This is a genomic window from Yinghuangia sp. YIM S10712 (genome assembly GCF_051388935.1).
GTDB lineage: Bacteria > Actinomycetota > Actinomycetes > Streptomycetales > Streptomycetaceae > Yinghuangia.
Map to the genome: position 1 here is coordinate 146,527 of NZ_JBPKBI010000005.1, position 20,939 is coordinate 167,465.

16 protein-coding genes, 3 tRNA genes and 1 pseudogene are annotated in these 20,939 nt (G+C 70.1%); 6 read left to right on the forward strand and 14 right to left on the reverse strand.

What is annotated here, in order from left to right:
• Positions 1-47 precede the first annotated feature (47 nt).
• The 4 genes and pseudogenes from ACRX5W_RS14185 to ACRX5W_RS14200 all read right to left on the reverse strand — a co-directional run bounded on the left by ACRX5W_RS14185 (position 48) and on the right by ACRX5W_RS14200 (position 5,206).
• On the reverse strand, positions 48-641 hold the full coding sequence (locus ACRX5W_RS14185) for a GTP-binding protein (protein ID WP_436788456.1): 594 nt from the start codon (positions 639-641) through the stop codon (positions 48-50).
• Positions 622-948 (reverse strand): annotated as a pseudogene (locus ACRX5W_RS14190) (DUF742 domain-containing protein); the annotation flags it as partial. The gene ACRX5W_RS14185 and the pseudogene ACRX5W_RS14190, both read right to left, overlap by 20 nt.
• Positions 949-992: 44 nt before the next feature.
• Positions 993-1,415, reverse strand: coding sequence for a roadblock/LC7 domain-containing protein (locus tag ACRX5W_RS14195; protein WP_231778306.1), 423 nt, complete (start codon positions 1,413-1,415; stop codon positions 993-995).
• The gene (locus tag ACRX5W_RS14200; RefSeq protein WP_436788457.1) at positions 1,412-5,206 is read right to left on the reverse strand and encodes a nitrate- and nitrite sensing domain-containing protein; all 3,795 of its coding nucleotides are present in this window, start codon (positions 5,204-5,206) and stop codon (positions 1,412-1,414) included. Before ACRX5W_RS14200 ends, ACRX5W_RS14195 begins: the two co-directional genes overlap by 4 nt.
• A gap of 577 nt (positions 5,207-5,783) precedes the next feature.
• On the opposite strand from ACRX5W_RS14200, the gene ACRX5W_RS14205 reads away from it, so the two are divergent.
• From ACRX5W_RS14205 to ACRX5W_RS14230, 6 genes are all read left to right on the forward strand, one after another.
• Positions 5,784-5,951 (forward strand): hypothetical protein, encoded by a 168-nt coding sequence (locus ACRX5W_RS14205; protein ID WP_436788458.1) that lies wholly within the window; start codon positions 5,784-5,786, stop codon positions 5,949-5,951.
• A 76-nt stretch (positions 5,952-6,027) separates the two neighbouring features.
• Positions 6,028-6,810, forward strand: a complete 783-nt coding sequence (locus ACRX5W_RS14210) for a fumarylacetoacetate hydrolase family protein (RefSeq protein ID WP_436788459.1) — start codon at positions 6,028-6,030, stop codon at positions 6,808-6,810.
• Positions 6,803-8,302, forward strand: a complete 1,500-nt coding sequence (gltX, locus tag ACRX5W_RS14215; protein WP_436788460.1) for a glutamate--tRNA ligase — start codon at positions 6,803-6,805, stop codon at positions 8,300-8,302. Before ACRX5W_RS14210 ends, gltX begins: the two co-directional genes overlap by 8 nt.
• A gap of 283 nt (positions 8,303-8,585) precedes the next feature.
• Positions 8,586-8,657: transfer RNA gene (locus tag ACRX5W_RS14220), tRNA-Gln, on the forward strand.
• Between the two features lie 60 nt (positions 8,658-8,717).
• Positions 8,718-8,790: transfer RNA gene (locus ACRX5W_RS14225), tRNA-Glu, on the forward strand.
• A gap of 90 nt (positions 8,791-8,880) precedes the next feature.
• Positions 8,881-8,956: transfer RNA gene (locus tag ACRX5W_RS14230), tRNA-Glu, on the forward strand.
• Positions 8,957-9,129: 173 nt separating this feature from the next.
• On the opposite strand, the gene cimA is transcribed toward ACRX5W_RS14230, so the two are convergent.
• From cimA to ilvN, 10 genes are all read right to left on the reverse strand, one after another.
• Complete coding sequence (cimA, locus tag ACRX5W_RS14235; protein ID WP_436788461.1) at positions 9,130-10,743, reverse strand: citramalate synthase; 1,614 nt, start codon at positions 10,741-10,743, stop codon at positions 9,130-9,132.
• 391 nt (positions 10,744-11,134) lie between these two features.
• Entirely contained in the window at positions 11,135-12,235 is a 1,101-nt protein-coding gene (locus ACRX5W_RS14240) for a branched-chain amino acid aminotransferase (RefSeq protein WP_436788462.1), read from the reverse strand.
• A gap of 266 nt (positions 12,236-12,501) precedes the next feature.
• Positions 12,502-13,554: a 3-isopropylmalate dehydrogenase gene (locus ACRX5W_RS14245; RefSeq protein WP_436788463.1), complete on the reverse strand. Its 1,053-nt coding sequence runs from the start codon at positions 13,552-13,554 to the stop codon at positions 12,502-12,504.
• A 97-nt stretch (positions 13,555-13,651) separates the two neighbouring features.
• Complete coding sequence (locus tag ACRX5W_RS14250) at positions 13,652-13,780, reverse strand: hypothetical protein (RefSeq protein WP_436788624.1); 129 nt, start codon at positions 13,778-13,780, stop codon at positions 13,652-13,654.
• A gap of 343 nt (positions 13,781-14,123) precedes the next feature.
• Positions 14,124-15,713, reverse strand: a complete 1,590-nt coding sequence (serA, locus tag ACRX5W_RS14255) for a phosphoglycerate dehydrogenase (protein ID WP_436788464.1) — start codon at positions 15,711-15,713, stop codon at positions 14,124-14,126.
• Between the two features lie 159 nt (positions 15,714-15,872).
• Positions 15,873-16,265 (reverse strand): FHA domain-containing protein, encoded by a 393-nt coding sequence (locus tag ACRX5W_RS14260; RefSeq protein ID WP_436788465.1) that lies wholly within the window; start codon positions 16,263-16,265, stop codon positions 15,873-15,875.
• Between the two features lie 112 nt (positions 16,266-16,377).
• A complete protein-coding gene (locus tag ACRX5W_RS14265) occupies positions 16,378-17,205 on the reverse strand; it encodes a hypothetical protein (RefSeq protein WP_436788466.1) in 828 nt (275 codons plus the stop codon).
• Positions 17,206-17,277: 72 nt separating this feature from the next.
• Positions 17,278-18,675 carry a protein phosphatase 2C domain-containing protein gene (locus ACRX5W_RS14270; RefSeq protein ID WP_436788467.1) on the reverse strand — a complete coding sequence of 466 codons (1,398 nt, stop codon included), beginning with the start codon at positions 18,673-18,675 and terminating at the stop codon, positions 17,278-17,280.
• A gap of 619 nt (positions 18,676-19,294) precedes the next feature.
• Positions 19,295-20,293: a ketol-acid reductoisomerase gene (ilvC, locus tag ACRX5W_RS14275; RefSeq protein ID WP_436788468.1), complete on the reverse strand. Its 999-nt coding sequence runs from the start codon at positions 20,291-20,293 to the stop codon at positions 19,295-19,297.
• 109 nt (positions 20,294-20,402) lie between these two features.
• The gene (gene ilvN / locus ACRX5W_RS14280; RefSeq protein ID WP_436788469.1) at positions 20,403-20,927 is read right to left on the reverse strand and encodes an acetolactate synthase small subunit; all 525 of its coding nucleotides are present in this window, start codon (positions 20,925-20,927) and stop codon (positions 20,403-20,405) included.
• Positions 20,928-20,939: the final 12 nt, after the last annotated feature.

Consider the following 20,939-nt stretch of genomic DNA (forward strand, 5'->3'; position numbering starts at 1 on the left):
CCCGATGGTGAACCAGCTTGCTGTTCAGATGTGTTGCGTTGGTCGTCTCAGCGGAGGCGGGCCATCAGCGCGTGTTCGACCAGGGTGATGAGCGTCGACTTCGCCGACTCGCGGCGGCGGGCGTCGCAGCTCACGATGGGCGTTTCGGGGCCGATCTGAAGTGCCTCGCGGACGTCGTCCACGTGGTGCGTCTGCAAACCGTCCCAGCAGTTGAGCGCGATGATGAACGGCAGTCCGCTGTTCTCGAAGTAATCGATCGCGGGGAAGCAGTCCGCGAGGCGGCGCGTGTCGACGATGACGACCGCACCGATCGCACCGCGGACCAGGTCGTCCCACATGAACCAGAACCGGTGCTGACCCGGCGTACCGAACAGGTACAGGATCAGGTCCTCGTCCAAGGTGATACGTCCGAAGTCCATCGCGACCGTCGTCGTCCCCTTGTCAGGGGTCGCCGCGATGTCGTCGATCCCCGCGCTCGCGGAGGTCATGACGGCCTCCGTGCGCAACGGGGCGATCTCCGACACCGCTCCGACGAGCGTTGTCTTGCCCACGCCGAAGCCGCCTGCGACGACGATCTTGGCGGAGGTCGTGGAGGACCGCGGCGCCGGGACCGGTCCCGGGCTAGAGCTTGCGAAGTCCACTGAGCACCCTTTCGAGCAGCGTCACGTCCGGCTGCCCCTGGTCGTTCCCGGGCTGATGGATGACCACGAGTCCGGCCTCGGCAAGGTCCGCGACGAGCACGCGGGCAACGCCGAGGGGGATGGAGATCAGGGCCGAAATTTCAGCGACCGACTTGACCTGCCGACACAAGTCGCAAATGCGCTGGTGCTCGGGCAACAGGCCAGGTGGGTTCGCCACCTGGGGCGTTGTGGTGACCAGGGCCTCCAGCGCGAGCTGGTAACGCGGCCTGGTCCGACCGCCCGTCATGGCATAGGGGCGCACCAGAGTCTCGTGGAACTCCTGGTCCCCGTGTTCGGACATCTCCGGATGAGTCATCGCGGCAGGGCACCTTGGAGTTCCGCGCGAAGGGCCGGTGTCAGGACCGTGCCCGCGCGGTCGACCAACAGGGCCATCTCATATCCGATGAGGCCGATGTCGCACTCCGGTGAGGCGAGCACGGCCAGCGACGATCCGTCGGAGATGGACATGATGAACAGGAAACCACGTTCCATCTCCACCACCGTCTGGGTGACGTGCCCCCCTTCGAAGATGCGCGACGCACCCTGGGTCAGGCTGGTCAGACCTGACGCCACGGCGGCGAGCTGGTCCGCACGATCCCGTGGGAAGCCCTCGGACAGGGCGAGCAGCAGGCCGTCCGCGGAGACCACGACCGTGTGGGAGACACCAGGGGTGTTGTCCACGAAGTTCGTGATCAGCCAGTTCAGGTTCTGCGCGGCCTGGCTCAACTCAGTCATGCCTGCTCCTGGTTGTTCTCGTCACGAGGCGGCGGGGCCATTCCCCCGGCCCCGGCGGTGCGACCCTGCTGAATGCCTCGGCGGAAGTTGGTCAGTCGGCCCCGGACATCGTCGGGGTTGCGCGACAGACCGGTCATGCTCTGCGGAGCCGACGACGCACCGCCACCGGGGGTGCCCGGAGTGTACGGGGCGCCGGGGCCGCTCGGCCGGACTCCTGGAACCGGTGCTGCACTCTGCGGAGCGTTCCCCACCCCGCCCGGAACCAGGTTCGCACGCGGTACGCGGCGCGGAAGCCCCGCGCCCGTCGTCCCGCCCGAGGCGGGCTCGCGCGCGGCCTCCGCCGCCCGCCAGCCCTCGTCGCCGGCCGAGTACCAGCCGGACTGGGGCTGCTCCACTGCCGGCCGGGCCGGCTGCGGTGCGGCAGGCCCCTGCGGCAGCGACTCCGCCGCCGGGGCGGCGTGCGCCCCGTGGCGCGGCTGCTGTTGCGGCAGCCCCTGGGGCTCGGCCGGGGCGGCCGGACCCGCGTGCGAACGCCGGGGCATGGACTGCTCCGAAGTCCGTTGCGGAAGCGGCGTGTTCGTCGCCTCGGGCGACCGCCGCTCCAGGGGTTGCGGTGAATCGTCCGCCGCGTGGGTGCCTGCGGCGTCGTCGGCGCCGGGACGGCTGCTGCGCACCTGTGCCGCACGCATACGGCCGCCGCGTCCGGTCCGACGGTGGAACCAGTCGGATTCGAGCGTCTCGAAGATCGGAGAGCGCTCGTCATCGACCGTCATCGGCAGCGCCGGGGCGTCCAGCGCGTCGACCGGCTCGGAGTGCGCCGGCAACTCGCGAGACCCGCCCGGCTGTTGCTGCTGATACATCTGCGGCTGCTGTTGCTGCTCGTGCTGCTGCCGCAGTTCGTCGGTCTCCGGAGCCTGGCCGAGCTGACGCGGAGACCGGCCGCCCGCGTTGAGCGGGTCTTCCTGAGGGCGGCGGGCAGGCGATGCCGGTTGGCGCAGCGCGGGCAGCGCGTCCCCGGTCTGCGGCTGCCCCTGGCCGGAGGCGCCGACGTTGTCCCGTGTTTCGCGGGGGTCGCGCACGTCGCCGCGGCGTTGCGGCGCCTCGTACGCGGGCATCTGCGGCGGCGGCGCGACCGGCGACAGGCTGTCGTACTCCGGTCCCGACCACGCTGTCGCGCGCTGCGGTTCGACGATGGGCGTGGGGCCGGTCTCGGCCGGGCCGCGTCGCGAGACGTCGGAACCGCGGTCGTTGCCGCCGTGCTCGGCCGGCTCGGGGGCGAAGCGCGGCTGCTGGTACGGCTGTTCGTAATCCGGTCGGGCGTAGGCCGACGGCTGCGCGAAGTCCGACTGCGGCGCCGGCTGAGCCTGCGTCTGGTCGAACTGCGGGCGCCCGTAGACCGGTTGCTGCCCCGTCTGGTCGACGTTCCCGAACGGTGACGGGAACTGCGCGGTGTTGCCGTCGGCAGGCGGGCGGGCGTCGTCCGTCTGCCGGGGCTGCTGGGGTTGCTGGGGCTGCTGGGGCGCGACCGGGGCGAACGGGTTGTCCGGGTCGGCTGCGGCGCCGAACGGCGTTCCGGGGAACGGTGTGTCGTGCGTGGCCGGGCCTTCGGCGAACGCGTTGGGGGCCTCGAAGGCGCCGTTCTGCGTCTGCCCCGGTGCCTGCCCCTGGGCCTGCGCCGGGATCTGGCCGGCCGCGCGCTGCGGCAGCGGTCGCGGCGGTTCGCTGCGGCCGGCGTCCGGGCCGGGCCGCTGCGGCGTTGCGGAGGCGGCGGGGAGGGCCTGCATCTCCTGCGACGCGGTGAGGGCGTCGGGCTCCCAGCCGGCGGCCACCGCCGGGCGGCCGTTGGACTTGTCCCAGTTGCCGCCGGGACGGTCGCCCTGGATGAGCTCGATCGGCAGCATGACGAGCGCCGTCGTACCGCCGCCGTCGCCCGGGCGCAGCTGCACCCGGATGCCGTGCCGGGTCGACAGACGACCGACCACGAAGAGGCCCATGCGGCGCGAGATCGAGACGTCCACGACGGGCGGCCGGGCGAGGCGCTGGTTGGCGTCCGCGAGGTCGTCGCCGGTGAGGCCGATGCCGTTGTCGTGGATCTCGATCAGCGCGCGGCCGTCCGGGAGGATGTGGCCGGTGACGCGGACCTTGGTGTGCGGGCTGGAGAACGTCGTGGAGTTCTCCAGCAGCTCCGCGAGGAGGTGCACGAGGTCGTTGACGGCGCGGCCGGCGATGTCGGTGGTCGGCAGGGCGCCGAGCTCGACTCGCTCGTACTGCTCCACCTCGGAGGCCGCGGCGCGGAGGACGTCGACGAGCGGGACCGGTCGGGTCCAGCGGCGGCCCGGTTCCTCACCGGCGAGAACGAGGAGGTTCTCACCGTTGCGGCGCATGCGGGTCGCGAGGTGGTCGAGCTTGAACAGGTTCGCGAGCTGGTCGGGGTCGGCCTCGCGGTTCTCCAGGTCGGAGATGAGCGCGAGCTGACGCTGGATCAGGCTCTGGCTGCGGCGCGACAGGTTGACGAACATCGAGTTGACGTTGCCTCGCAGCAGCGCCTGTTCGGCCGCGAGGCGGACCGCCTCGGTGTGGACCGCGTCGAACGCACGGGCCACCTGGCCGACTTCGTCACGTGTCGCGACGCCGATGGGCTCGACGGAGAGGTCGACGTCGCCGGGCTCGGATTCGGACAGCCGGCGGACCGTCTCGGGCAGCCGCTGCTCGGCGATCTCCAGGGCGCCGCGGCGCAGGATGTTCAGCGAGCGGACCAGCGAACGCGCCACGATCACACCGAGGATGATCGTGACGAGCAGGGCGGCGATGACGAGGAGCGTGTTGAGAAGCGCCTCGTCGCGCGACTCGCCGCGCAGTTCGTCGGCCTTGTTCAGCAGGTCCTCGGCGAGGGTCGTCTCGAAGCGGGTGAGCGCGGCGACCTTGGCGGACGAGAGGTTCCACCAGTCGTCGGGCTTCACCACGTCGCCCGCGGGACGCGCGCCGCCGTTGGCGCCACTCGGCGCGACCGCCTGCTGCACCGCGACGTACGGGTATTCGGCGTCGCTGGAGACCTTCTGCAGCGCCTGCTGGTATTCGGCGTAGACGTCAGCCGGGGCGACCGCCTCGAACTCCAGCAGCGCGGCGCGTTCGAGCTCGGCCATCTCGCCCAGACCGGTGGGCGCGTCGCCGAACGCGCGGTCGGAGTCGGCGACGTACGCCGCGACCAGTGCGCGCTTGTTCGACGCCGCCGCCTTCACCTCGCCGAGAAGACCGAGAACGCGCGCTCCCAGGATCAACTCGGAGTTTCGGGTGACCTCGGGGGCGCGCTGGGTGATGGAGAGCAGCGTGTCGATGATGCCGTTGTAGTCGGTGACCGTGCTGACCGGGAGCGTGTTGAACGCGTTTTTCCGCAGGTTGCTGATGTCGCTCATCTGCTTGACGACCGAGTCGACCGTCGCGCTGATCAGCGGCAGATCGTCGAGATCCATTTTGGCGACCGCGGCGTTGAAGCGGTCGAGCTGGGCGTCTGTCGCCCTTTGGCGCTCGACGATCTCCGGTGCCGTGCGCTCGCCGCCGGCGACCAGGATCTTGGCGGATACGTCCCGCTCTTCCTCCAGGAAGGTCACCAGCGTGGTGGCCTGGTCGATGACCTCGCCGGCCTTCTGCACGACGTCCATTTCACGGGTCTTGTCGACCGAGGACTGGATACGCAGGCCGCCGAGCAAGGCGGCGACCACGACCGGCAGCAGGAGCAGCGCGGTAATACGCGTGCGGATGCGCCAGTTCTTGATCGAGAAAAGCAGCCTCAACCGCGAAGGAGCCGCCGGGGCTCGACTGGCGGTGAGTTCTTGGGGTGGGCGCATGTCTGCGGGCCCGACAGCGGCCGGGGCTTCCGCGGAGTCCTGCTGCCTCTTCCGACGTCCCTGCACTAGCTTCGCAACCTCTTGTGACCAGTCGTTGACCCGCCGGATCGGCGAGGCTTGTGTGCGGAGATCCCGGCTGGGACCGCGCTTGGGAACCACCCCCGTGGTCGCACGCATTTCAGCACAGCCCAAGGGCCGCAACAAGATAGCGGGGTCCGGAAAAATCCGGATACCGGAGAACTGGCTGAGACAATCCCTTTGCCATGAGTTGGCCTGGTATTACCGGGCGGAATCGGGCAAAAAGACCGAGGTTTGGTCCGAAACCACAGAGGTGAAAATCACAGGTTCTGGTGGGAACTCGGTTACTCCGTGCGCTTGTCACACTACCGTGCGTGCAACCGCGAGGAATCCGCGCCGTTGTCGCGACCCGGATCCGGACCCGGATGACGTAACCATTCGTGACCTTGATATTCAAGTGGCCGCGGTCAATCGATTCCTTCGAAAGGTCAGGGACGACTCCAAGATGAGCCTGAGCACCCACCGTACGAACACCGCCAACCCGCGCCGTACGCAGCTCGACACCGCGCCGGTCCGCCCCCGCGAACTCGACGAGGCGGAGACCGCCAAGTCCCTGGAGACCGGCCCGACCGCGAACCCCCGGCGCACCAACGTAATGGAGCGTCAGGACTGATTTTCGAGGGCGGCACGCGGCCGGGATAGCCTGGAGGGGACCGACATTCCCTCCACTGAACCCGAGGTTCCGGCCCGTGCGCATCGTCAGGTTCTCCACCGGCGACTCCTACTCGTTCGGCGCTGTGGGGAGCCCGCGCGACCGACCCGGCGAGCTTGTGGTCGCGGAGCTGGAGGGGCACCCGTACGCCGGCATCTCACTCACCGGTCGCAGCCACCCGCTCGCCGACGTGCAGCTCCTCGCCCCCGTGCTGCCCAGCAAGATCATCGGGATCGGCAAGAACTACGCGGACCACGCGGCCGAAATGGGCGGCGGGGTACCGGAGATCCCGCTCGTGTTCCTCAAGCCGTCGACGGCCGTCGTCGGCCCCGATGCCGCGGTGGTGTACCCGGAGGTCTCCACCGAGGTCCACCACGAAGCCGAACTCGCCGTCGTCATCGGCCGGTTGTGCCGTGACGTACCCGCCGAGCGCGTGCCCGAGGTGGTCTTCGGCTACACCTGCGCGAACGACATCACCGCACGCGACCTGCAACGCACCGAAGGCCAGTGGGCGCGAGCCAAGGGCTTCGACACCTCGTGCCCGCTCGGGCCCTGGGTCGAGACCGAGCTGGACCCGTCCGACCTCGCCGTCACGTGCACGGTCAACGGCGAGACGCGGCAATCCGGCCGCACTTCCCAGATGGTCCGCAGCATCACCGACATGGTCGTGCACGTGACGGCCGCGATGACGCTGCTCCCCGGTGACGTGATCCTCACCGGGACCCCCGCGGGCGTCGGCCCGCTCCAGGTGGGCGACGAAGTCGCCGTCACCGTCGAAGGCATCGGAACTCTCACCAACAGGGTGATCAAGCGTGGCTAGCGAGCCCCAGGGCGCCGATGTGCGCGTCCGTTTCTGTCCGTCCCCGACCGGAAACCCGCACGTCGGGTTGATCCGCACGTGCCTGTTCAACTGGGCGTTCGCGCGGCATCACGGCGGCACGTTCGTCTTCCGCATCGAAGACACCGACGCCGCACGCGATTCCGAGGAGTCGTACGAGCAACTGCTCGACGCGCTCAAGTGGCTCGGCTTCACGTGGGACGAAGGCCCGGAGGTGGGCGGGCCGCACGCGCCGTACCGGCAGTCGCAGCGCATGGACATCTACGCGGACGTCGCCAAGCGGCTGCACGAGGCGGGGCACGCGTACGAATGCTTCTGCACGACGCAGGAGCTGGAGGAGCGCCGTGAGGCCGCCCGCGCGGCCGGCAGGCCGTCGGGGTACGACGGCAAGTGCCGCACGCTGACCGCCGAGCAGATCTCCGCGTACCGCGCGGAGGGCCGCGAGGCGATCCTGCGCTTCCGCATGCCCGACCGCACGATCACCTTCACCGATCTCGTGCGCGGCGAACTTTCCTTCGACTCCGACCACGTGCCCGACTACGGCATCGTCCGCGCCAACGGCCGGCCGCTCTACACGCTGGTGAACCCCGTCGACGACGCGCTGATGGAGATCACGCACGTGCTGCGCGGCGAGGATCTGCTGTCGTCGACGCCCCGTCAGATCGCCATGTACGAGGCGCTCGCCGACATCGGCGTGGGCCCCGGCACCACGCCGCAGTTCGGCCACCTGCCGTACGTCATGGGCGACGGCAACAAGAAGCTCTCCAAGCGCGACCCGCAGTCGTCCCTCAACCTGTACCGCGAGCGCGGCTTCATCCCCGAGGGCCTGCTGAACTACCTTTCGCTGCTTGGCTGGTCGCTCGCCCCGGACCGCGACTACTTCACCGTCTCGGAGATGGTCGCCGCGTTCGACATCAAGGACGTCAACGCGAACCCGGCCCGCTTCGACCTCAAGAAGTGCGAGGCGATCAACGCGGACCACGTGCGCGCGCTCGCCCCGGAGGACTTCCGCGACCGCCTGGTCCCGTACCTCCAGAAGGCCGGCCTGCTGCCCGTCGAGCCCACCGCGGCGCAGCTCGACCTGCTCGCGAAGGCCGCGCCGCTCACCCAGGAGCGCATGGTGGCGCTGGGCGAGGTCGTCGGCATGCTCGGCTTCCTGTTCGTCTCGGACACGGACTTCACGCGCGACGAGGCCGACAGCGCGAAGATCCTCACCGCCGACGCCGCGCCCGCCCTGGAGGCGGCGATCGGCGCGCTGGAGACCGTGGAATGGGCCACCGACCCCATCCAGGCGGCGCTGCGCGAGGCCCTGGTGGACGGGCTGGGACTCAAGCCCAAGAACGCCTTCACCCCGCTGCGGGTGGCGGTCACCGGGCGCCGCGTCTCGCCCCCGCTCTTCGAGTCGATGGAACTCCTGGGCCGGGAAACGACCCTGGCCCGGGTACGTGCCGCACTCGACGTCGCACGGGGCTGAGGCACCCGCCGCACGCAGGTGGGGGGGGGGGGGGGGGGGGGGGGGGGGGNCGATGGAACTCCTGGGCCGGGAAACGACCCTGGCCCGGGTACGTGCCGCACTCGACGTCGCACGGGGCTGAGGCACCCGCCGCACGCAGGTGCGCGCACGGCCCCGCCCGGCCGTGCGCGCACCGGTTCGAAACCCGTTTTGGTCGGGCCCGCCTGATCGGGTAAAGTTCTTCTCGTTCCGCCCCGCAGGGGGCCGGGACAAGCCAGCAAGATCCCTTCTCGGGGTCGAGCATTGGGGTATGGGGTAATTGGCAGCCCGACTGGTTCTGGCCCAGTTAGTCTAGGTTCGAGTCCTGGTACCCCAGCTATGTCGCCGCAAGGCGGCATGGCTGGCGATCACCGCGAGGTGGTCGACAGTTGAGTTTGGCCCCGTTGTGTAGCGGCCTAGCACGCCGCCCTCTCAAGGCGGTAGCGCGGGTTCGAATCCCGTCGGGGCTACTCAAAGCACATTCCGAGGCGCTTTTCGAGCGTCTCGCCGTCCGGTCGGAAACGATGCGGCGGAAGCCATCCCTTCGGGGATGGTGCTAGGGCCCCGTTGTGTAGCGGCCTAGCACGCTGCCCTCTCAAGGCAGTAGCGCGGGTTCGAATCCCGTCGGGGCTACCACGGGAAAATCCCCTGTCATCATGGTGACCGGGGATTTTCTTTTTCGTTTTCCCGGTCTCCGTCGTGCCCGCGAATTTCCCGGGCGTCCGATCCTCATGCGAAATTCCCGCGAAACGTCGAGGCCGCCCCGGGCTGTTCCGGGGCGGCCTCGACGAAAAGGAATGCCGGCCGGCTCAGGCTTCCTTGGAGGGGACGAGACCGGCCTTCAGCAGGCCGTACGTGTACGCGTCCTCCAGCGCCTCCCACGACGCCGCGACGACGTTCTCCGCCACGCCGACCGTGCTCCACTCCTTCTTGCCGTCGCTGGTCTCCACCAGGACTCGCGTTATGGCTTCGGTACCGTGCCGCCCTTCGAGCAAGCGCACCTTGTAGTCGACGAGTTCGAAGCCCGCGAGCTCCGGGAAGATGCGCTCCAGCGCGAGCCGCAGCGCACGGTCGAGGGCGTTGACGGGGCCGTTGCCCTCCCCGGTGGCGACGATGCGCTCGCCTTTGGCGTGGAGTTTGACGGTCGCTTCGTTCACCTGCTCGCCGTCGCCGCGCTGCTCGCTGATGGCGCGCCACGATTCGAGGGTGAAGAACCTCTCGCGGGCGCCGACGACCTGGTCGCGCAGGAGGAGTTCGAACGACGCGTCTGCGGCTTCGTACGTGTAGCCGTTCGCCTCACGGGACTTCACCTCGTCGACGACGCGGCCCACCAGGTCGCGGTCGTGGGACAGGTCGTACCCCAGCTCCTTGCCCTTGAGTTCGATCGACGCGCGGCCGGCCATGTCCGACACGAGCATGCGCATGTCGTTGCCGACCAGGGCGGGGTCGATGTGCTGGTACAGGTCGGGGTCGACCTTGATGGCCGACGCGTGCAGCCCGGCCTTGTGCGCGAAGGCGGAGATGCCGACGTACGGCAGGTGCGTCGAAGGGGCGAGGTTGACGACCTCGGCGATGGCGTGTGAGATGCGCGTCATCTCCCGCAGCCGGCCCTCGGGCAGGACCCGCATCCCCTTCTTGAGCTCCAGGGCGGCGACGACGGGGAACAGGTTGGCGTTGCCGACGCGCTCGCCGTATCCGTTCGCGGTGCACTGGACGTGTGTGGCGCCGCCCTCGACCGCGGCGATGGAGTTGGCGACCGCGCAACCGGTGTCGTTCTGCGCATGGATGCCGAGGCGCGCGCCCGTGTCCGCCTTGACCCGGGCCACGGTCTCCTTGACCTGGCTGGGCAGCATGCCGCCGTTGGTGTCGCACAGGATGACGACGTCGGCGCCCGCCTCGTACGCGGTGCGCACGACCTCGGTGGCGTACTCCGGGTTGGCCTTGTGGCCGTCGAAGAAGTGCTCGCAGTCGAGGAACACCCGGCGGCCCTGCTCGCGCAGGTGGACGACGGTGTCCCGGACCATCGCCAGGTTCTCGTCGAGCGTCGTGCGCAGCGCCAGCTCGACGTGCCGGTCGTGGGACTTCGCGACGAGGCAGACCACCGGGGCCCCGGAGTCCAGCAGAGCCTGTACCTGGGGGTCCTCCGCGGCGGTCGTGCCGGCCTTGCGGGTCGCGCCGAAGGCGACGAGCTGGGCGTGCTTCAGGTCGAGCTCGGTCTTCGCGCGCCGGAAGAACTCCGTGTCGCGCGGCACCGCACCGGGCCAGCCGCCCTCGATGAAGCCGACGCCGAACTCGTCCAGGTACCGCGCGATGGTGAGTTTGTCGGCCACCGTGAGGTTGATGCCCTCACGCTGCGAACCGTCGCGCAGGGTGGTGTCGAAAACGTGGAAATCGTCGTCGACGCGGGAAGTGTCGTCGGTCATGATCGTGGGTCTCCTGATGCGTTTCGATCCAGTGTGCAGGAGTCGTACGGTGTCTGTTCCGGCCCGTGCTGCGGGTTCTTTTGCTTGCCGGTGCCGCACGCGCTGTTCCGGCCGCGGGGTGTCCGGCCAAAACAAAAGACCCCTCGCGGTCGCGAGAGGTCTGCGTGCGGGCGGTGGGCTGAGTGACGCTGCCCCTGGGTGAGGGGTTCAGACCGGTGCCGGCACGCTGCGGCTAATAATGAGCCACTGCTGCATGCTGGGCAGTCTGCCATACGATCCGGAAGCCGGTTGACCGGTCTCGCTATGTGGGCAGTGCGGTGACCGGGTGGGCTCGTACCCACCCGGTGGCCGCCTCGGTGCGAGCAGGCGCCGGACGAGGACCGGACGAGGATCAGACGATCTTGTGCAGCCAGTTGTGGGTGTCCGGAGCGTTGCCCGTCTGGATGTCGAGGAGCGCCTTGCGCAGTTCGAGCGTGATCGGGCCCGCGCCGCCGTCGCCGACGGTCCACTCCGCGTCGGTGGACTTCACGCTGCCGACCGGGGTGATGACGGCCGCGGTACCGCACGCGAAGACCTCGGTGATCGAGCCGTCGGCGTTGCCGGCCTGCCAGTCCTCGACCGAGATGCGGCCCTCCTCGACCGAGTAGCCGCGGTCGGCGGCGAGTTGCAGCAGCGAGTCGCGGGTGATGCCCGGCAGCAGCGACCCGGTGAGCGACGGGGTGACGATGCGCGCGTCCTTGCCGGAGCCGCGCACGAAGTACAGGTTCATGCCGCCCATTTCCTCGATCCAGCGGCGTTCCGTCGCGTCCAGCCAGACGACCTGGTCGCAGCCCTGCTCGGCGGCCTGGGCCTGGGCGATCAGGGAAGCGGCGTAGTTTCCGGCGCACTTGGCGGCGCCGGTGCCACCGGGAGCGGCGCGGACGTACTCCTTGGACAGCCACACCGAGACCGGCTTGACGCCGCCGGAGAAGTAGGCGCCGGCCGGGGACGCGATGACCATGAACAAGAAGGAGTTCGAGGGGCGGACGCCCAGGCCGACCTCGGTGGCGAACATGAACGGGCGCAGGTAGAGGCTCTGTTCCTCGGCGCCGGGCACCCACGCGTGGTCCTGCCGGACGAGCGCGTCGACGGCGGCCACGAACAGTTCCTCGGGTAGCTCGGGCATCGCGAGGCGCCGCGCGGAGGTCTGGAAGCGGCGGGCGTTCTCGTGCGGACGGAACGTGACGATCGAACCGTCCGCGTGGCGGTAGGCCTTCAGGCCCTCGAAGATCGACTGCGCGTAGTGCAGCGTCATGTTCGCGGGGTCGATGTCCAGCGACGCGTACGGCTCCAGTTGCGCGTCGTACCAGCCGCGGCCCTCCGCCCAACGGATCGTCACCATGTGCTCGGTGAACACGCGGCCGAACCCCGGGTTCGCCATGCGGGCGGCGCGCTCGGCGTCCGACAGCGGGTGGGCGGTCGGCTTGAGATCGATCGTCACGGAGGTTGTCATCACGCAAGTGTCCTTCACCGAGGGATTGCCGAGAATTACCGAGGGATGGCTGTCCGGGCACCGCTACCGGCCCACGACCTTAAAGCAGTCCGACCGGGAACCGACAGGCGCGGCCACGGAAGCCGCCGCCCGGCACCGCCGCGGAACAGGCGCGGCGGTGCCGGAGGCAGCACGAAGCCGGAGTGACTGCGGCTGAACCGCCGGTGGCTTCGGGTGGTCTCGCGCCGATCGGTTCCCGGTCGGCGTCGAACTCTTCTACCGGCGACTCAGCCGGTTACTCGCTTCGTGATCGCGTCGCCGATCTCGCTCGTGGAGCGGGCGCCGAGCGAGGTGCGCTCGGCCAGGTCGGCGGCGACCGCGGCCTCGACGCGGCGGGCCGCGTCGGTCTGGCCGAGGTGCTCCAGCAGCATCGCCACGGACAGCACGGTGGCGGTCGGGTCGGCCTTGCCCTGCCCGGCGATGTCCGGCGCGGAGCCGTGCACCGGCTCGAACATCGAGGGGAACTCGCGGGACGGGTTGATGTTGCCGCTCGCGGCCAGGCCGATGCCGCCGGCGATGGCCGCCGCGAGGTCGGTCAGGATGTCGCCGAACAGGTTGTCGGTGACGATCACGTCGAAGCGCTCGGGCTGCGTCACCATGAAGATGGTCGCCGCGTCCACGTGCAGGTAGTCCGTCGTGACCTCGGGGAACTCGGTCGCGACCTGCTCGAAGATCCGCGTCCACAGGTGGCCGGCGTGGACCAGCACGTTGTTCTTGTGCACGAGCGTGAGCTTCTTGCGCGGGCGTGCCTGGGCCCGGGCGAAGGCGTCGCGCACGACGCGCTCGATACCGAACGCCGTGTTGATGCTCACCTCGGTGGCGACCTCGTGCTCGGTGCCGGTCCGCATCGAGCCGCCGTTGCCGACGTACGGGCCCTCGGTGCCCTCGCGGACCACGACGAAGTCGATCTGCGCGTCCGCGCCGAGCGGCGACACGACGCCGGGGCCCAGCTTGGCCGGGCGCAGGTTGACATGGTGGTCGAACGCGAAGCGCAGCTTGAGCAGCAGACCGCGCTCCAGGACGCCGGACGGCACGGACGGGTCGCCGATCGCACCGAGCAGGATCGCGTCGTGGCCGCGCAGGTCGTCGAGGACGCTGTCCGGCAGCGTCTCGCCGGTGCGGTGGTAGAGCCGGGCACCGAGGTCGTACTCGGTGGTCTCCAGCGCGACCTCGGCGGGCAGTGCCGCGGTCAGGACCTTCAGTCCCTCCGCGACGACCTCCTGGCCGATCCCGTCGCCGGGGACCACTGCGAGACGAATGCTGTTGGCGTTGCGAGACATGTGCCGGACCCTACTCCTCGTCCCAGCAGTCGACATGCGCGTTCCGGATGCTGGGACGGGATCGGGTACGGCGGGAACACGGCGAAAACAGCACCGCTCAGCGGTGCTCGCCGCCGTTGTCGCGGCGGTCGAGGGCGCGTTGCAGGGCCTGGGCGGCGTTCTTGCGGGCGGTCTCGTCCATGGTGCACTCCACGAGGTCGGGAAGGGACGAGGCGGTTCGCGGCACGGAACCCGTCCGGGGTCGGCACGGATTCGGCGAATGGCGGCGAACTCGCCTCCGGGAAGCGGACAGGCCTCGTGGGCTCGGTGTCCGAAGGCTCCCGGACAGATCCGGATTCATCGGGTCAGAGGAACCTTGTCATCTCACGGTAAGCGACGAGGCGGGCTGCTGTCCGCAATTTAGTCGGAGTTCCTACTATTTGAGATGCGGGGTACTCCATCGGAGTCGTCCGGACACACGTACGGCCCCGAAGGCGGGTGCCTCCGGGGCCGTACGGTCGTTCTGCGCGGGGGTGCGACAAAGGGGGTACGACAGCGGCACGTCGGGGGGGCCGAGGCCCCCGGCCGGGTCAGTCCGTGAGGTTGACCGGCCGCACGAAGTCGGCGCCGATCTCGGTGCCGATCTCCGCCAGCACCGCCGGCGGAATAACACTGTCGACGGTCAGCGCGACCAGCGCCTCGCCGCCCTTCGCGGCCCGGCCGACCTGCATGCCGGCGATGTTGACGCCCGCCTCGCCGAGCAGCCGGCCGATGATGCCGACCACGCCCGGCCGGTCCGCGTACCGCAGGAAGACCATGTGCTCGGTGAGCGACAGGTCGACGTCGAAACCGCTGACCTCGACGATCTTCTCGATGCGCTTCGGGCCGGCCAGCGTGCCGGAGACCGAGATCGAGGTGCCGTCGGTGAGCGTGCCGCGCACGGTGACGAGGTTGCGGTGGTCGGGGCTCTCCGAGCTGGTGGTCAGGCGCACCTCGACACCGCGCTCCTGGGCCAGCAGGGGGGCGTTGACGTACGACACCGACTCCTCGACGACGTCGGAGAAGACGCCCTTGAGCGACGCGAGTTCGAGAACCTTGACGTCGTACTGCGTGATCTCGCCGCGCACCTCGACGTCGAGGCGCTGGGCGACCCCGCCGGCCAGCGCGGTGAAGATCCGGCCCAGCTTCTCCGCGAGCGGCAGCCCGGGGCGGACGTCCGCGGCGATCTCGCCGCCCTGCACGTTGACCGCGTCCGGCACCAGCTCGCCGGCCAGCGCGAGGCGCACCGACCTGGCGACCGCGATGCCGGCCTTCTCCTGCGCCTCGTCGGTGCTCGCGCCCAGGTGCGGCGTGACCACCACGTTGTCGAACCCGAACAGCGGGCTGTCGGTGCACGGCTCCTTGCTGAACACGTCGATGCCGGCGCCCGCGACGCGGCCTTCCTTGAGCGCGGAGACCAGCGCGTCCTCGTCGACGATCCCGCCGCGCGCGGCGTTGACGATGCGCACGGTCGGCTTGACCTTGTGCAGCGCCTCGTCGCCGATCAGACCGATCGTCTCCGGCGTCTTCGGCAGGTGCACGGTGAGGAAGTCGGCCTGCTGGAGCACCTCGTCCAGGGTCAGCATGCGCACGCCCATCTGCGCGGCGCGCGCGGGCTGCACGTAGGGGTCGTACGCCACGATGTTCATGCCGAACGCCGACATGCGCTGCGCGACCAGCACGCCGATGCGGCCGAGGCCGACGACGCCGAGGGTCTTCTCGGCGAGTTCGACGCCGGTGTACTTGCTGCGCTTCCACTCGCCGTTCTTGAGCGCGGTGTTGGCCGACGCGATGTTGCGCGCCACCGAGACGAGGAGACCGCAGGCCAGTTCGGCGGCGGTGACGATGTTGGAGGTCGGTGCGTTGACCACCATCACGCCCGCCTTGGTCGCGGCGGGGACGTCGACGTTGTCGAGGCCGACGCCGGCCCGGGCCACGACCTTGAGACGGCCCGCGGCGGCGATCGCTTCCGCGTCCACCTTGGTGGCACTGCGGATCAGGATCGCGTCGACGTCGGCGATCGCGGGCAGGAGCTCGGCGCGGTTGGCGCCGTCGCAGTGCCGGATCTCGAAGTCGGGACCGAGCGCGTCGACCGTGGCCGGCGACAGTTCTTCAGCGATGAGGACGACGGGCTTGCTCACTGCGATCCTTTGCTTTCTTCGTCGACAGCGGTGACGGGCGCCCCGCGACGCACGCGGAGATCCGGAGCGCTGGAGGGCCTGACGCTCGCCCGAGTCTAGTCCGGGTTTGTGAGTGCCTTCACAGTTGTCCCGGCGACTGGACGCGCGGATGCCCGCCGCTCAGTCGACGGTGAGGAACCATCCCACGGTGACCCGGCGTTGGCCTCCGCGGTCGGCGATGACGACTTCGCCCGAGCCGGGGCGCGGAAGGGGCAGGCTGCCGCCGTAGGGCAGCGGACGCCGTACGCCGTCGTCGAGCCACACCTCGGCCACCGGTGCGTCCTGCGAGCCGCGGAGCCACGTGACGAACCATGTTCCGGCGTCGTCGCAGCGGAATTCGAGGTGCATGCGCGAGACGAACAGCCAGTCCGCGGGCGTGACCAGATGACAGCGCGCGGCATCGCGGCCGACCGCCAGTGCGGCGCCGGAGTGGCTGGGCGAGTTGGCCATCAGCATGGCGACGGTCGCCGCGTCGTCGGCGCCCGACGTCGAGGCCATATTCAGATCGAGCACCGGTCTTCCCTCCCGAAAACCTCTGGTTGTCCCCCGGTCACGATGATGGGAAGAAAAGCGCCGTCCGCCGGCACTCTTCTTCCCATGATCGCGACCGGGGCTCGCGGGACGGCTACGAACCGGTGGTGCGCCGTGGCGGCTGGCCGCCGCACGGGCACGGCCCGCGTCCCGCTATGCCGTGGGTGACGGCGGTCTGCGCGATGAGGTCCCAACCGCCGTGCACGTGCCGCACGGTGTCCAGGTAGTTCGGCCCGAGCAGTTCGTTGAGCTCGGGGCACAGTCCCGAACTGTAGAACTCCCGGCGCAGCTTCGTCTTGCACCGTTCGACGGTGGCCGCGGAAAGGTGCAGCAACTCACACAGTTCGCGGGTGGATTTGGCGCGTTTGACCTGTCGGCCGTGGATCCAGTCGCACGACATCGCCGTCAGCACCTCGATCTCGGTGTCCGACAGCCGGTTCTGGAGCACGAACGGTGCCACGTCCTGCGTCTCGGGGACGCCGACGTCGGGCTCGGTGGGCTCGTCGCCGGCCAGTTGCGGCAGCGACAGCCGCCACTCGACGATGACGCGGCGCCTGCGGGCCAGGTCGCTGATCACGATCCGCCCCGAGCGCTGCCCGCCGAGCGGCAGCGTCGCGCCGTACGGCACGGGCTCCGAGACGCCTTCGCGGTCGATCTGCACGAGCGCGACAGGGCGCGTGTGCGACCCCTGGAGCCATTCGACGGTCCAGCGTTTCTCGTCGGTGAACGCGAATTCGAGGTGCACGCGCGACACGAAGCGCCAGTCCTTGGGCGTGGCCAGCGCACAACGTGAGGGATCACGGCCCACGCCGAGCTTCTGCCCCGGCTCGCTGGGCAGTTTGACCGTGCGCGACCGCGGGAGTTCCTGGTCGCGCTGATCAGCGTCGTCCGACGTCGCCGCTTGGAGGACTAGTTCGAGCATCGCCATCCGTCCGGTCTTGAGCCCCTGGTGAGGGGCGTCTCGTGCACCTTGGTCGCGCTCCGACCGTACGGCCTACCTGTCTCCTGGGGAATCCTCAGGACCGTCCACCGGCCGCGGACGCGGCGGGGCGGCGGCTGCCGACGATACGGGGAGGGCCTCGCATTCGACGACCACGGCCGTCGCGTCGTCGTCGCCGCTCTGCACGGCGGTGACGGTGAGTGTGGTGGCCGCGTGGAACGGGTCGCCGTGGACCAGGTCGGCCACGGTCTCGTCGGGCAGGTGCCCGACACCGTCGGTCGCGAGCACCACCCGGTCGCCCGGGTGGAGTTCGATCCGCTGGAGCTCGGGATCGGGCTGCTGCGAGCCGCCGAGCGGTGTCGAGGTGAGCAGCCACGGGCGGCCGAGCTCCGCGGCGTTGCCCTGCTCGGTGAGCCGGAACGCGGCGCCGCCGCGCACCAGCCAGCACACGCTGTCGCCGCAGCCGGCCAGGTGCAGGCGGCCGTCCTGGATGACGGCGGCGACGACCGTGGTGCGCATGCCTTCGTACGCCTGGCCGTGCCCGTGCCGGCGGACCGCCAGGTCGGCGAGCGCGATCGACGCGCGCAGGCGGTCGCTCCAGCCGGCCGACAGGTCGGCGGCGGCGAGGTCGGCGACCAGGGTGCGGCACGCGACGTCGGCGGCGTACCAGCCGGAGGGGTGGCCGCCGAGGCCGTCGGCGACGACGAAGACACTGCCCGTCGCGGCGTAGCGGTCGTCGTTGTCACGGGCCGTCAACTCCGGTCCCAGGCCGAGGCGTTCGCGGCGCACCGCGCGGCGGCGGCCCGGGTGCGAGGCCGCAGACCACGCGGAGGCCTGCACTTCGACGTCGCCGGGTGCGGGTCGGGTGTCGCGCTCGCGCCGCCGCGCGACGCTGTCGGTGCGCGAAGTCTCCTCCACCTCACCGCTGTCGGCATCGGGCGCGCGCGGCGCCGCGACGGGCGGCGGCGGGGCCGCGGGGGGTGCGGCGACCGGGCCGGGCGGCGGCGGCACGGCCGGCGGGTCGCCCGCGGTCGTACGGGCCGACGCCATCGTCGTGCCCGGCAGCGTCGGGTCCGGCTTCGTCGGGTCCGGCCTTGTCGGGTCCGGCGCGGTCGCGTTCGGCAGTGTCACGTCCGGCGCGGTCGCGTCTGGGGCCGCCGTGGGCCGGCGCGCCGACGATCCCTGTCGCCGCGCCCCCACGGGCGGGCCGCTTGGCGCACGGCCCTGCTCATAGTGCTCCCGCGCCGACTGCGCCTGCGGCGAACCCCCGGGCGGAACCGGGCGGGACGGTGTGGGAGGAAGCCCGTCCATGTCGTCGAAGTCGAGGTAGAGGTCGGCGTAGATGTCGTCGTCTTCCGCCGGTCCGCTGCCGGGCGCGGCGGCACGATATGCCGGCTGCGGTCCCCCCGAAGCGCCGTCCGGCCGGCGGGTGTTCGGCCTGTCGTTGTCCATGGTGTCCCTGTTCCCCGAACGACCATTGCCAGTGCGGCCGTTCTCGGCTAGGCCGGTGCCCGGACCGCCGCGCGGGTCGCTCCCCCGCTGTGCCCCCGATCCGGCGGACCGGCTCTCCGCACGCAACTCGTCCTGCCGCAACGTGCGTTCGAAGGCGGCGGGGTACCGCGTGGCGCCGCGCCGATCTCCCGGCACCGCCCCCTCGCGACCGAACCCCCTGTCGCCGGACGGCAATCCACCGCGGGCCGACACGGCCCCCTCCCGGCGGATGGAGTCCCCTGTGCCCCTCATCTGCCTCACGCTCCACGAGGTCGGTCCGGAACGGGTCCGGTGCGCCGATAGCAACGCTGCCACCAGCATCGCGCCTGCGGGCGCCCCGTGACACGGGTCCACCCCTGCGAGTTTGATTCTTCCGTACTCGACCGCCGCCCGCTGCGGCGATCACGCACTCCGCACGAACCCGCACGCGACAGTCGCCCTTCCGGTCCGCGCGCGTCAAGCGAGTATGCCGCGAAACGCGACGCGGGGACGCCGCGCGTACGCCGCGCGTTGCACCTCGACAAAGGCGAAAGCGCCCCGACCGCTTGGGGGTTCGGGGCGCTTTCGGGAGCGTTGCGGGTCAGGCGTTCTCGTTGACCCAGCTCATCATCTTGCGGAGCTCCTTGCCGGTGGTCTCCAGCTTGTGACCGGCGTCGGCCTTGACGTACTCCTTGTACTTCGGCAGGCCCGACTTGTACTCCTCCATCCAGGCGTTCGCGAACGAGCCGTCCTGGATCTCGGCGAGGACACGCTTCATCTCGGCCTTGGTGTCGGCGGTGATGATGCGCGGGCCGGTGACGTAGTCGCCCCACTCGGCGGTCTCGGAGATCGACCAGCGCATCTTCTCCAGGCCGCCCTCGTACATGAGGTCGACGATGAGCTTCAGCTCGTGCAGGCACTCGAAGTACGCGATCTCCGGCTGGTAGCCCGCCTCGACGAGCGTCTCGAAACCGGCCTTGACCAGCGCCGAGGTGCCGCCGCACAGGACCGCCTGCTCACCGAACAGGTCGGTCTCGGTCTCCTCGGTGAAGGTCGTCTTGATGACGCCGGCGCGGGTGCCGCCGATGCCCTTCGCGTACGACAGCGCGAGGTCGAACGCCTTGCCCGACGCGTCCTGTTCGACGGCGACGATGCACGGCACGCCGCGGCCCTCTTCGTACTGGCGGCGGACCAGGTGGCCCGGGCCCTTGGGGGCTACCAGCGCGACGTCGACGTTCGCGGGGGGCTTGATGAAGCCGAAGCGGATGTTGAAGCCGTGGCCGAAGAACAGCGCGTCGCCGTCCTTCAGGTTCGGCTCGATCGCCTCGGTGTAGACCTGCGACTGGACCGGGTCCGGCGTCAGGATCATGATGACGTCCGCCTCGGCCGCGGCCTCGGACGGGGTGACGACGCGCAGGCCGGCCTCTTCCGCCTTGGCGCGGCTCTTGGAACCCTCCAGCAGGCCGACGCGCACATCGACACCGGAGTCGCGCAGCGACAGCGCGTGGGCGTGGCCCTGGCTGCCGTACCCGATCACCGCGACCTTGCGGTTCTGGATGATGGACAGGTCGGCGTCGTCGTCGTAGAACAGCTCGGCCACTTCGGGTTTCTCCTTAAGACACGATTTGCGGGTCTCGACCCGCTGCCCATCCTCGCATCCGGCGAGACGAGGCGGGGCCGGTGGGTTGCAGAGTGAGACGGGTGTCGGCTCAGGCGCTGCGCTCGACCGGACGCAGTGAACGGTCAGTGATCGAACGGGCACCGCGACCGATGGCGACGACACCGGACTGCACGAGCTCCTTGATCCCGAATGGTTCGAGCATGCGCAGCATCGCGTCGAGCTTGTCGGAGCCGCCGGTCGCCTCGATGGTCACCGCGTCGGGCGACACGTCGACCGTCTTCGCACGGAACAACTGCACGATCTCGACGACCTGCGAGCGGGTCTCGTGGTCCGCGCGGACCTTGACCAGCAGCAGTTCGCGCTGCACCGACTGCGCGGGGTCCAGCTCGACGATCTTGAGGACGTTGACCAGCTTGTTGAGCTGCTTGGTGACCTGTTCGAGCGGCAGGTCCTCGACCCCGACGACGATCGTGATGCGCGAGATGTCCGGGTGCTCGGTGGTCCCGACGGCGAGCGAGTCGATGTTGAAGCCGCGGCGCGAGAACAACGCGGTGATCCGGGCCAGGACACCGGGCTTGTTCTCGACGAGCACCGAGAGCGTGTGCTTGGACATGGTCTGATCAGC